A 12,680-nucleotide genomic window follows, 5' to 3' on the forward strand; every position below is an offset into this window, starting at 1 on the left:
CGCTGATGACGAATGCTCCAGTGCTTTATATTCATCTCTACATCATCATTTGCGGGTCGATATCTACATTGAACCATACATCCTGTTCTTTGGATACCATGTCGAACTCCTTCATCGCATCTGCCATCAAAGAGGACAAATCAACATTTCCTCTGCTCTTGATAATGCATTGGAACCGGTAGCGGTTCTTAATTCGCGGAATTGGAGAAGCAACTGGCCCCAAAATTTCAACCGCATTGGCTGCTTCGTTCAGCCCATGAAGCCATCCCCGCTGCTCAGCCAGCTCCTTCAGCCGCAGGGCAGCGTTCTCTGCGACACGCACGAGCAGCGGCAGCTGTTCATGGGTCATAGAGAGCAAGGCCAATCGACAAAAAGGCGGAACCATCTGCTGCATTCTATGCCTTAGCTCATCTGAGGCGAAAGCCGAGTAATCATGCTGGGCAGCATGGGTAATGGAGTAATGTTCCGGTGCATACGTCTGCACAATTACTTCGCCTGGCAGCTGATGTCTGCCTGCACGGCCTGCGACCTGCGTAAGAAGCTGGAATGTCTTCTCCGCCGCTCGGAAGTCCGGCATGTGCAGCGCAGAATCCGCAGCGATAACACCTACCAATGTCACATAAGGGAAATCAAGTCCCTTCGCGACCATCTGCGTCCCCAGCAGTACATCTGCCTTGCGTTCACCGAACTGGGCAAGCAGACGTTCATGCGATCCCTTCTCCGTCGTCGTGTCCACGTCCATCCGAATGACACGTATGCCCGGAAAACGCTTGGCTAGCTGCTCTTCAACACGCTGTGTCCCTGTGCCAAAGTAGCGTATATGCTCGCTTTCGCATGAGGGACAGACGACTGGTGCCCGTTCCGCGTACCCACAATAATGACAACGCATATGCCCAGACTTCATATGATAAGTCAGCGAAATATCACATTCAGGACATTGGGCAACATACCCACACGTCCGGCACATCACGAATGTGGAGTAACCACGTCGATTCAACAGCAGAACTGTCTGCTCTCCCCGTTCGATCCGCTCCTCCAGCGCCTTCTCCAGCGGAGCGCTGAACATCGAGCGATTGCCTATCTTCAGCTGCTCACGCATATCCACAATCGTCACGGGCGGAAGCGCTCTGCCACCAACGCGGGTTGGCATGGCCAGCGGAGCCAAATCCCAAGCAGGCGGCTCCAGCCCTGACGGCGGAGCTTCATATCCATGAAGCTTGGCCGCGTAATACGTCTCCATAGAGGGCGTCGCTGATCCAAGCACAACAACGGCGTCATGCAGTCTAGCTCGCTCTACGGCCACATCGCGGGCATGATACTTCGGTGTCTCCTCCTGCTTATAAGAGGTTTCATGCTCTTCGTCCATAATGATAAGACCGATATGCTCAAATGGAGCAAATATGGCAGAACGCGCTCCAATCGCGACCTGAACGCGCCGCTCTCGTATTTTCCTCCACTCATCATAACGCTCCCCTTGGGACAGGCGACTGTGCATAACAGCCACCTTTGAGCCGAATCGTCCCTTGAACCGCTCTACCATTTGAGGGGTCAGTGATATTTCCGGTACCAGCACGATCGCTTGTCTGCCGGAACGGAGACAGCGGTCGATTGCCTGCAAGTATACTTCTGTCTTGCCGCTTCCGGTCACGCCGTGGAGAAGAAATGATTGTGCAGAGCCCTCATCCAGCATTTCGGTAATTCGGCTTAGAACGCCCTGCTGCTCTTCTGTTAGAGGCAGCGGCTGAGTCGGCTTGAAGCGCCGGTCGGCGTATGGATCACGCATAACCTCAACCTCGTCGACAACGATCAATCCTTTGCCTTCCAAGGCTTTCACCGCAGAAGCATTGAGCGAGCGAAGCGGAAGTTCCCCGCCGAATTCAAGAAGCTGCCGAAGCAATTCCTGCTGACGGCGAGCGCGAGCGCCAATCTCCACCGCTGCTTGCTCAGCCTGATCCGGTTCCACAGCAAGGCGAACACGCTTCAGCTTCTTCACGCCGATACGATCTTTAATTCGCTCCGTCTCCACGAGCCACCCGTGCTGCATCGCCTCTTTGATTAGGGCAGCTCCGGCTGGGAATGCCTGCAGCAGCTTATCGGCAGCGATTGGCTCGTTCCGTTCTACATAAGCAAGCAGTTCAGCGGTGAGGCTGTCCGCAAGCAGTTTATGCGGCATAAGCTCAAGTTGATCGGGAAGCTGCGTGTCCACAATTGAAGGATCGTCAGCCTTCATCTGCTCTTCATGAAGGCGTGTGTGATGCATATACAACACCGCATCTTCCCCAAGTTGAACGGCCTTCTCCCGTTTGCCCTTCATTGCGCCGGGAATCATAACCTTCAGCGCTGCCGTCAAAGTACATACATAGCGGTCACTCATCCACTTCGCAAGCTGCACCAAATCAGGACGCAGAGGAGGGACAATGTCGAGCAGCTGCTGGATGGGCTTCAATCTAGACTTCGGCACATCCGTCGTATCTGACAGTCCGATGACGAATCCTTGTACGGTTCTCCCGCCAAAAGGAACCCCAACTCTGCTGCCAATTTCGAGCCATGCCTCCATATCCTGCGGCACTGCATAATCAAATGGGCGATTCGTTGCCTTGCTAGATACATCAACAATGACCTGAGCCACATTGCAGCGAGTTCCTTCATCCAAGACTGTGGCCCCCACCGCATGGAACAAAGGCTCATGTGCAGGCATCCAGTCATGTTCACTACTCAATCGGATGCACCTCTTCAGCACCTGCCAGCACCCGGGTCGGATCCTTCATTCTCGATGCAGCCAACTGCAATATACGCTTCGCAACCCCGCTCTTCGCCATAAGCGGAATTCGTTCTACAAGACCTTCCGCGTCATAAATCGATACCTCATTGTTATCAGATCCAAATCCACCTTCTGATCGCGATACATCATTCGCAACGATGAGATCAAGCCGTTTGCGGCGCAGCTTATCTGCCGCGTATTGGTCAACATGCTCCGTCTCTGCGGCAAAGCCAACGAGGAATTGCTTCGACTTTTGGCGCCCAAGCTCTTCTAAAATATCCGGGTTCCGTTCCAACTCAATGATGAGACGTTCCCCAGTCTTTTTCAACTTTTGAGGTGCCCGTGCGACCGGGCGATAGTCCGCAACTGCTGCTGTCTTTACAACCAGATCAATCTCTGGATAGCGGCTCATGACTTCCTCGTACATATCCTGTGTGGATTCCACGCGGACAATCGTTACCCCTTCTGGCGGGCATACTTGCGTTTGTCCTGCTACTACGACCACCTGAGCCCCCATATTTCGCGCCGCCTCTGCGATAGCAAATCCCATCTTGCCTGAGGAATCATTCGTTATATAGCGAACGGGGTCAATGCGTTCAACAGTTCCACCTGCTGTGACAAGTACCGTTTTGCCATAAAGAAGCAGTTCTTCTTGTGCAGCAGCTTCTGGCGGTACGCCAGAGCCATTCGCCTTGACGCTTGTCATCACATTGCTCAGCCCGGATCTCTCAGGCAGCTTGTTGGAAGCCATCCACTGCTTGAGCTGCTCGATGATATGCTCGGGCTCTGCCATTCTTCCCTTGCCTGTATAGCCGCAGGCGAGAAGGCCCTCTTCTGGCTCTATGAAGTGGACTCCACGCTCACGCAGCATCCCCATGTTATGCTGAACTGCAGGATGGACATACATATGTACATTCATCGCTGGCGCAACAATGACAGGAGCCGTCGTTGCGAGCAGCGTTGTCGTCAGCATATCATCCGCAAGCCCGTGTGCCATCTTCCCAATTACATTCGCTGTTGCAGGTGCTACTAGAATCAGATCAGCCCGATCCGCCAAGTCAATATGAGAGACGACAGATGCATCCCTCTCGTCAAACGTATCTGTATATACGAGATGACGAGATAGCGTTTGGAAAGTCAACTCGGTAATGAATTCCGTTGCCGATTTCGTCATAATGACGTGAACTTCTGCACCTTCCTGCTTCAGCTTGCTGCACAAGGCAGCAGCTTTATAAGCGGCAATGCCTCCAGTAACTCCGAGCACTATCGTTTTCCCTTGCAACATTGTATCCCGCCTTTCCGTTCAGCCGACATTCCCTTTGCCGCTAGCTATTCATGACCATACTGCATGCGATTAATCAGCCAGATATGCCGCCAAACGTATCATTCTTTAGGAATTATTGCTATTACAGTACTTCCTTGTTCCTTCTTCTTGAAAAAAATAACAACCTTGCGGTTGTTATCCATTTTCAAGCTTGTATGAACTTCCGTCCTGCTATGCGCCGCTGGTCAACTCGACTTCATTCTCTGACCAAGTCTTCCAGCTCGCATTTACAGTTGTATTTATTCACCTGGTTGAAGCTGACTGTGGTCTTGCTCCGTGTGAATGTAATCGCCATAAATTTCTTCCAAAGCCACGCCCACTTGTTTATGGGATTTTGCGTTTTTCAATTCCGTACGACCGCCTTCACGCAATTGGCGTGCGCGGCGTGAAGCTGCAACTACCAAAGAATATTTACTGTCAACCTTTTTCATCAATTCATCAATGGAAGGATAAAGCATGGTTCAGCACTCCTTTTTTTGTATCCTCGCTTCTGACGCAGACGCCCAGCAGATAATATATGCCGTTTATCCATGTTATAGAAGCCGCTCTCTTCTAATAACCGTGACAAGGCACACTTCTGATGAAAGTGCGCCTTGCTGCAGCTTATTCGTGAGTTCTAATCTTACAATGTTCGGCAATGATGATGCTCTCTATACGCTTGCACGCAAGATCAATCTCATCATTAACGACCGCGTAATCATAGTTCTCCATTAACGCAATCTCTTCAACGGCTACGTTCATCCGGGAATCGATAACGTGCTCCTGCTCCGTACCGCGTCCACGAATGCGATCCTTCAGTTCGTCGAGCGATGGCGGAAGCAAGAAGATGAAAATTCCGTTCGGGAATTTCTCCTTCACCTTCATTGCACCCTGCACTTCGATTTCCAAAATAACATCACGGCCTTCAGTCAACTTCTGTTCAACGAAGTCACATGGTGTTCCGTAATAGTTACCTACGTATTCCGCATATTCAAGTAGGCGATCTTCCTCGATCATCTGCATGAATTCTTCGCGTGATTTGAAGAAATAATTCACACCATCTACTTCGCCGGCCCGCGGCTCGCGTGTCGTTGCAGACACGGAATAAGTAAGATCGTTGGTTTTCTTCAGTAAAGCTTTGCATACTGTGCCCTTACCGACGCCAGATGGGCCGGACAGCACAATTAATAACCCCTTCTTCATCTTCGTCTCCATCTTATTCGTCGTTGTCGTCATCCTTTGTAGATAGACGGTGAGCTACCGTTTCAGGCTGCACAGCGGACAAAATGACATGGTCACTGTCCGTAATAATTACGGCACGCGTGCGTCGGCCGTATGTAGCGTCAATCAGCATATGACGGTCTCGAGCCTCTTGAATGATTCGTTTAATTGGAGCCGATTCCGGGCTCACAATCGAAATGATCCGGTTGGCAGATACGATATTACCAAATCCGATATTGATTAGCTTAATCGCCATTACAGGTCCTCCCTCTACTTTCGAGCGCTCCACAATTTATTCAATATTCGCTGCTTGTTCGCGAATTTTCTCCAGCTCCGCTTTCATTTCAACGACGCGGTTCGTTATTTCCAAATGATTCGCCTTGGAGCCGATGGTGTTCGTTTCGCGGTTCATTTCTTGTACAAGAAAATCAAGCTTGCGTCCTATCGCTTCATTACTTTCGAGCAGTCGTCTGAACTGTTCGAAATGGCTCTTCAGCCGCGTCAGTTCTTCATCAATGTTGGAGCGTTCCGCAAACAGTGCCACTTCCAGTGCAAGCTTATGCTCGTCCATTGGAAAACTGGCATCCAACAGTTGTTCGATACGTTGATTCAGTTTCGCTCGATAATCGGTCACAACGACCGGAGCCCATTCTGTGAGTTCCGAATGGAGCAATTCCAACCGGCTCAGTCGTTCCGCCAAATCTCGGTTGAGGTGGCTGCCTTCCATGGCACGCATCCTGCACAATCCATCCATTGCTTCCAGCAATCCCGATTCCAGAGAAGCAGCAAGCTCCTCCTCCGACCAAGAGGTTAACTCTCTAACCGTGAACAAATCAGGAAGCGAGAGCAAGTCGGTAACCGACAAATCTCCCGCTACACCATACTCACTTTGAACTTTCGCAGAAGCTTGAAGATACGCTTCGAGCGTTTGCCGATTCAATTCCACAACCGACTTAACCTCGCCGTTCCGCTCCTTATTCATAAACACATCGATTCGGCCGCGACTAACCTTCTGCTGAACGATGCGCCGAAGACGATCCTCATAGCATGTCCATTCTCTCGGCAAGCGAAGCACAGCTTCGCAGTAACGATGGTTAACAGACTTCGCTTCAATCGTTATCTTGTACCCGCCAATCTCGCGGGTAGACTGACCGTAACCAGTCATACTATAGACCACGGGCACCACATCCATTACCCTATTTTAATTGATTATGTCAGACGATACAAGGGGTCTGCCTGGCGTTCCGCTTTTTCCCATACATACTGGGTCAATTCGGCTGTCATTTCATAGAACATGAACGGCGTCATGAAGTAGATGCCCTTAAAATGGGTAAGCGCGACATCCAGCAGTTCCTTCGCGATGGCGACCCCTTCCTTGCGCCCAGCTTCCCCTTCTAATCCGCTCATTCTACTACGTACTTCATCGGACAGTTCGATACCGGGAACCTCATTGTGGAGATATTCAGCATTGCGTCCGCTCGCAAGCGGCATAATCCCGATAAAGACTGGTACATTAAGATGTTTCGTACCTTCTGCTATCCGTACAATTAACTCTTTATCATAGACGGGCTGCGTCATAATGTAATCCGCGCCGGCCTCGATTTTCCGTTCCAAACGCGCAATCGCTTTATCCAGATGCTTCACATTCGGATTGAATGCGCCGCCAACGACGAACTTCGCCTTCTGCTTGAGCGGCTTGCCTGAGAATGCGAGACCGCTATTCAACTGCTTAATCATCCGAATGATCTCGAAAGAGGTCATGTCGTATACCGAGCTCGAGTCAGGAAGATCACCGAATCGGGCTGGATCTCCCGTTACAGCGAGCACATGGTCAATGCCAAGTGCATGAAGGCCCATCATGTGGGACTGAGTTCCTATCAGATTGCGATCTCGGCATGCAATATGGACAAGCGGGCGAATGCCGACTTTATCAAGTGCCATGTAACCAAGAGCCAAGTTGCTCATTCTGGTAACGGCAAGCGAATTATCTGCCAACGTCAGGGCGTCAACCCCCGCCTCCTTCAATACCTGTGCACCCTTCATGAACTTCGATACATCCAGATCACGAGGCGGATCCAGCTCCACGATGACTGTATGACGGGATCGCACCATATCGACTATTGATTCCTCAGCATCGTGTCCATGATCACAGCCGTCGTAGCAAGGAGCACCGTCATGCCAAAGCATAGATTCTGATTCCTCTTCAATAATGATGCTTTCCACAGGCTGCACAGGGAGCTCAGGAACTTCCACATCCCGAAGTGCTTCTACGATCGCCGCAACATGTTCAGGTGTCGTCCCGCAGCAGCCGCCGACAATCCGAGCACCCATCTGCACGAATTTAACCGCGCTTTGCGCCATATATTCTGCGGATGCAACGAAGTTATAGCGTCCATCGACATAATCAGGCAGACCTGCATTTGGGAATGCAGACAACGGCAGGTCGATACGCCCTTGAACACCCTCTAGCGCACGCAGCACGCCATTCGGACCCATATGGCAGTTCAAGCCTACTACATCCGCTCCATCGTCACGCAAGACGCGGAATGCTTCCAGCAAGCTCTTGCCATCCTTCGTTCTCCGAGATTCCTCCACGGCGAATTGACAGATTACAGGAACATCTTGATCCAGTTCTCGCACCACTTGCAAGGCAAGACGCATTTCTTCCAGATCGTAGAAGGTCTCAAACATAATGCCGTCAACGCCTTCTTCCAGCATGGCCGACATCTGTTCATGATAATCTCGAATGACTTGGTTGGTATGAACATTCTCACGTTTACCTGCTCGAATAGAACCAAGCGCACCTATCACATAAGCATGATTTCCTGCTGCTTCACGGGCAAGGCGGACAGCCGCTCTATTAATATCCTTAACGAGATGCTCTTTGCCATGTCTGTAGAGCTTCTCCCGATTCGCAGTGAATGTATTCGTCTCTAGCAGGCCCGCACCTGCATCCACGTACTGCTTATGGATATTGCGGATCACCTCTGGATCGGTAACATTCAGTATTTCATACGAGATACCAACAGGATACCCAAGTTGATACAAATACGTCCCCATTGCACCATCGCCAATTATGATTTGCTCGTGCAGTGCTTCCCGAAAGTTCTTCATCCTGTCTCGCACCCCAATCTCCCATCGTTGGTGAATCCTCTGTATATAGTAGTAACTTGCTTAGTAAACATTCTATCAAGAAACCGCGGTTCATCAAGTAAAATCGCCCATTTTGTTCGTCTTTTTTTGAAAAACTCATAGAATTTCCACCAAAATACTGTGTTATACGTACATCACAGCATAAAAAAGAGGCCCGCTGCATCGACTACAGCTGCCCCCTCATGTTCTTATCTCATCATGTTTATTAAGTTCCTTACTCCCATACACCATCAAATACAAATGTTGCAGGCCCTGTCATGTAGACATGATTATCCCCCGCATTCCATTCAATAAATAAGTCTCCTCCTGCAAGCGATACGGTTGCCGCTCTGTCCGTCAACCCATTAAGCACACTCGATACGAGCGTCGCGCAAGCGCCTGTTCCACATGCAAGAGTAGCCCCTGCTCCCCGCTCCCATACTCGCATCGTGACATGATCGCGTGTATGAATAGAGACAAACTCTACATTGATGTTCCGCGGAAAATAAGAGTGACTCTCCAACAGCGGCCCCCATCCATGGATATCGAACGTTGCTGCATCATCCACATAGATGACACAGTGTGGATTACCCATAGATACTGCAGTAAACGTAAATGCGTGGCCGCCTGCTTCAATTGGCTGGTCAATGACAGCAGGCTTATCAAATACCGTCGGTACCTGCAGCCCTTCAAGCACTGGCTCTCCCATATCTACACGCACGGCATGGACGCATCCGTCCTCACGAATGATCTGAACATGCTGCACACCAGCCTGAGTCTCGATCGTAAGCTCATCTCGCTTCACATATCCATGCTCCACGACATAGGTCGAGACACATCGAATCGCATTACCGCACTGTTCAGCTTCTGACCCATCCGAATTAATAATTCGCATTCTCACATCAGCAGATTCAGAAGGCAATATATATACAAGACCGTCAGCACCAATACCGAAATGGCGATTACAGACTGCAACCGCCAACTCAGATACGTTAGCTGGAAGCTCCTGCTCTCCATGAACAATAACGAAGTCATTGCCGAGTCCATGCATCTTTGTAAATTCCATCGTAATCAACCTTTCATACGGCAAACTAAGTTTGCATTATTGACCACATTTGAGTCATTCATAACAACTCAAAGTTTACCGAATCAAGGCTTATTAATCTATAAACCTAGTGGAGTAATATTTGCACTTTTTGCATAAATACATTCTTCAACATTTACCAACTTCAAGCCGCTCTTCGATTGGAGGTATAGGCGGGATTCGCCCCACTTGGCCGTCCCGACTTCTTGCCGGTCAGGACTGATCCGATCCCCATCAAGAAGGTTGGAATGCCAGCCATAACAAATGTAATCGCCCAATCTCTGAAGTTGAGCGGAACCGTCTTGAATATTGGCTGCAACGACTCGATATAGAGCACACCAAGCAGAAGCACAACCGAGGAGGCAACTGCCAGCACCAAGTAGCGGTTCTGGAAGAAATTCCGATGGAAAATCGAACGAGAGCTTCGGCAATCAAACACATGTATAAGCTGGGCTAGTACGAGTGTCGCAAATGCAACGGATTGAGCCTTCGTAAGCTGTGCAGCACTGTCTGGATCCGTACTCCATGTAAGCCAAAATGCGATTAACGTACATACCCCAATCAAGATGCCTCGGCTAATAATTTTCCAACCCAATCTCCGTGAGAAGATACTTTCCTTTGCAGACCGCGGCCGATGCTCCATTAAATCCTTCTCAGGCTGATCGACGCCGAGCGCCATTGCAGGCAGCCCGTCAGTCACCAGATTCACCCATAAAATTTGTATCGGTACAAGCGGCAGGGGAAGTCCTAGTATCATGGCAAGGAACATGACTAATATTTCCCCTACGTTCGAAGCTAGTAAGTATCGTATAAATTTGCGAATATTCTCGTAAATGCCGCGTCCTTCCTCAATAGCCGCTACGATCGTTGCAAAATTATCATCGCTCAGGATGAGCGATGAGGCTTCTTTGGTTACATCGGTACCTGTTTTCCCCATCGCAATGCCGATATCTGCAGCCTTAATGGCAGGAGCATCATTAACACCGTCCCCTGTCATCGCCACAACATGACCCTTGCGCTGTAATGCCTTTACGATTCTCAGCTTATGCTCTGGCGAAACCCTCGCATATACATAGGCATTGTCCACGACCTTATCCAGTGCATCATCATCCATCGTAGCAAGCTGCACTCCGCTCATCGTTAATCCGCCGCGCGGGATGATGCCGAGCTGATTGGCGATCGCTTCTGCAGTCAATTGATGATCACCCGTAATCATTACCGTCTTAATTCCAGCACGTCTGCAGATAGCAATGGCTTCTCTTGCCTCGCGGCGCGGCGGATCAATCATACCCGCTAATCCTGCGAACACGAGCTGGGATTCCACTGCAGATTCATTCTCCGCATCTTCACTGGGTTTCATTTCACGATAGGCAAGCCCCAGTACACGGAGCGCCTGCTTCGCCATAGCTTCGTTCGCTGCTAATGCCTTCTGCTTCAATGTCGCCGTGAATGGAACGACCTTGCCATCCCACAGTGCATAGCTGCACCGTTCCAGCAGCACATCAGGTGCACCCTTCACCAAAGCGAGACGACCACCCTGATGCTTCACAATGACAGACATCCGCTTGCGATCCGAGTCAAAGGAAATTTCTCCAACGCGTTCATACACGGCGGACAATGACTGCGGCGTCATCCCTAACTTCGCAGCCAGTACAACCAGTGCTCCTTCTGTTGGATCACCCTTAATGTCCCAGATCGGCCTCAGCTCTTCCTTTTCTTTGCCCGCAGCTTGCTTACCGTTCTTCCCTTTTTTACGTTCAGACGGAGCGGCTTGTTGTTCGGTCGGATAAGATTCGATAAGGGTGGCATTATTGCACAATGCACTGATCTGCAGTACTCGGCGCAGAGACTGATCGTGCTTCAAATCCAACTGCTTGCCTAGTTCTGTAATTTGTCCAGTCGGCTCAAATCCTTCCCCGCTAACTTCAAGTGAACGCCCACCTGTCCATATGCGGGTTACCGTCATCTTATTCTGCGTAAGTGTTCCTGTTTTGTCCGAGCATATGACAGAAGCGCACCCTAACGTCTCCACTGACGGCAGCTTGCGAACGATAGCCTTGCGCTTAATCATGCGCTGAACGCCCAGGGCCAGCGCAATCGTAACGATCGCTGGCAATCCTTCAGGAATTGCAGCAACGGCCAAGCTGACACCCGCCAAAAACATCGTCATCGCGGGTTGTCCATGCATAATACCAGCAGCCACAACCACTACCGTCACCAGAAGGGCGACGATAATTAGAATTTTGCCTAATTGCTCAAGACGATGCTGCAGCGGAGTTTCCATCGATTCGGTGTTTTCGATCAGATCTGCGATTTTCCCCATCTCGGTGTCCATACCCGTTCGAATAACAACGCCTTTGCCGGAGCCGCGGGTAACCATTGTGCCCATGAATCCGATATTCTTCATGTCTCCTAACGGGATATCTTCCTTGTCTATCGGCTTGGCATGCTTGCCGACAGGTACTGACTCTCCCGTCAAGGCTGATTCCTCAGCATACAAGCTGTTCGTCTCAAACCAACGGATGTCGGCAGGCACACGATCTCCGCTCTCCAGAAGCACGATGTCTCCGGGTACAAGCTCACTCGCGGGCACACTGCGCACTTGCTTGTTGCGAAGCACATTGGCCGTAGGCGCAGACATCTGCTTTAATGCATGAAGCGATCGTTCCGCTCGAAACTCTTGAATGAAACCGAGTACAGCATTCAGTGAAATAATCGCAATAATCGTTATGGCATCAAGATACTCTCCGAGTATCCCAGATACGAGCGTAGCACCGGCAAGAACCAGTACCATGAAATCTTTAAATTGGTTTAAAAACAAGGTGATCGGCGAGATGCGCGCTCCTTCAGACAGCTCATTATGCCCGAAACGCGTTTGGCGAGACGCCGCTTCTTCATCAGAGAGCCCTTCTTCCCTGTGGACTCCCAGCGCTTGAAGCAATTGCTCCGAAGATGCCTGGTGCCACTTCATTTGATCCATGGTTCGTACCCCTTTCCATTCCCGTTATTGTTCCGTATGATAGCCTTGCAAAAGTGTCCAAGCAGACAGCCTCTACGCTATAGGTATTCGGACGAGTCCAAAAATATCCCAACGATCCAAGAGACACTTAAGTTTTCATTAAAAATATGGCATGATAGGAGATACAGCATATTGACGTCCGTCATATGCGCTTTTGTTC

Annotated in this window: 9 protein-coding genes; all 9 read right to left on the bottom strand. The window is 50.2% G+C overall.

What is annotated here, in order from left to right; translation table 11 throughout:
- Positions 1 to 37: 37 nt before the first annotated feature.
- A complete protein-coding gene (gene priA, locus BP95_RS0101335; RefSeq protein WP_231515024.1) occupies positions 38 to 2,719 on the bottom strand; it encodes a primosomal protein N' in 2,682 nt (893 codons plus the stop codon).
- A complete protein-coding gene (gene coaBC / locus BP95_RS0101340) occupies positions 2,712 to 4,046 on the bottom strand; it encodes a bifunctional phosphopantothenoylcysteine decarboxylase/phosphopantothenate--cysteine ligase CoaBC (protein WP_021256656.1) in 1,335 nt (444 codons plus the stop codon). Before coaBC ends, priA begins: the two co-directional genes overlap by 8 nt.
- Before the next feature lie 278 nt (positions 4,047 to 4,324).
- Positions 4,325 to 4,543: a DNA-directed RNA polymerase subunit omega gene (gene rpoZ, locus BP95_RS0101345; RefSeq protein WP_021256657.1), complete on the bottom strand. Its 219-nt coding sequence runs from the start codon at positions 4,541 to 4,543 to the stop codon at positions 4,325 to 4,327.
- A gap of 145 nt (positions 4,544 to 4,688) precedes the next feature.
- Entirely contained in the window at positions 4,689 to 5,267 is a 579-nt protein-coding gene (gene gmk, locus BP95_RS0101350; protein WP_028531237.1) for a guanylate kinase, read from the bottom strand.
- Between the two features lie 13 nt (positions 5,268 to 5,280).
- Entirely contained in the window at positions 5,281 to 5,541 is a 261-nt protein-coding gene (remA, locus tag BP95_RS0101355; RefSeq protein WP_005548256.1) for an extracellular matrix/biofilm regulator RemA, read from the bottom strand.
- A gap of 36 nt (positions 5,542 to 5,577) precedes the next feature.
- Entirely contained in the window at positions 5,578 to 6,462 is an 885-nt protein-coding gene (locus tag BP95_RS0101360) for a YicC/YloC family endoribonuclease (RefSeq protein ID WP_028531238.1), read from the bottom strand.
- 32 nt (positions 6,463 to 6,494) lie between these two features.
- Positions 6,495 to 8,399 (bottom strand): bifunctional homocysteine S-methyltransferase/methylenetetrahydrofolate reductase, encoded by a 1,905-nt coding sequence (locus tag BP95_RS0101365; RefSeq protein ID WP_028531239.1) that lies wholly within the window; start codon positions 8,397 to 8,399, stop codon positions 6,495 to 6,497.
- 253 nt (positions 8,400 to 8,652) lie between these two features.
- Complete coding sequence (gene dapF / locus BP95_RS0101370; protein ID WP_028531240.1) at positions 8,653 to 9,483, bottom strand: diaminopimelate epimerase; 831 nt, start codon at positions 9,481 to 9,483, stop codon at positions 8,653 to 8,655.
- Positions 9,484 to 9,646: 163 nt separating this feature from the next.
- Entirely contained in the window at positions 9,647 to 12,481 is a 2,835-nt protein-coding gene (locus BP95_RS0101375) for a cation-translocating P-type ATPase (RefSeq protein WP_028531241.1), read from the bottom strand.
- Positions 12,482 to 12,680 lie beyond the last annotated feature (199 nt).

Origin of the sequence: Paenibacillus sp. UNC217MF (assembly GCF_000686865.1) — a bacterium.
Taxonomy (GTDB): Bacteria; Bacillota; Bacilli; order Paenibacillales; family Paenibacillaceae; genus Paenibacillus_B; species Paenibacillus_B suaedae.

Coding starts and splice junctions, on each gene's coding strand:
- BP95_RS0101375 (WP_028531241.1), bottom strand. CDS start 12,481: ATGGATCAAATGAAGTGGCACCAGGCATCTTCGGAGCAATTGCTTCAA.
- remA (WP_005548256.1), bottom strand. CDS start 5,541: ATGGCGATTAAGCTAATCAATATCGGATTTGGTAATATCGTATCTGCC.
- coaBC (WP_021256656.1), bottom strand. CDS start 4,046: ATGTTGCAAGGGAAAACGATAGTGCTCGGAGTTACTGGAGGCATTGCC.
- BP95_RS0101365 (WP_028531239.1), bottom strand. CDS start 8,399: ATGAAGAACTTTCGGGAAGCACTGCACGAGCAAATCATAATTGGCGAT.
- rpoZ (WP_021256657.1), bottom strand. CDS start 4,543: ATGCTTTATCCTTCCATTGATGAATTGATGAAAAAGGTTGACAGTAAA.
- dapF (WP_028531240.1), bottom strand. CDS start 9,483: ATGGAATTTACAAAGATGCATGGACTCGGCAATGACTTCGTTATTGTT.
- gmk (WP_028531237.1), bottom strand. CDS start 5,267: ATGAAGAAGGGGTTATTAATTGTGCTGTCCGGCCCATCTGGCGTCGGT.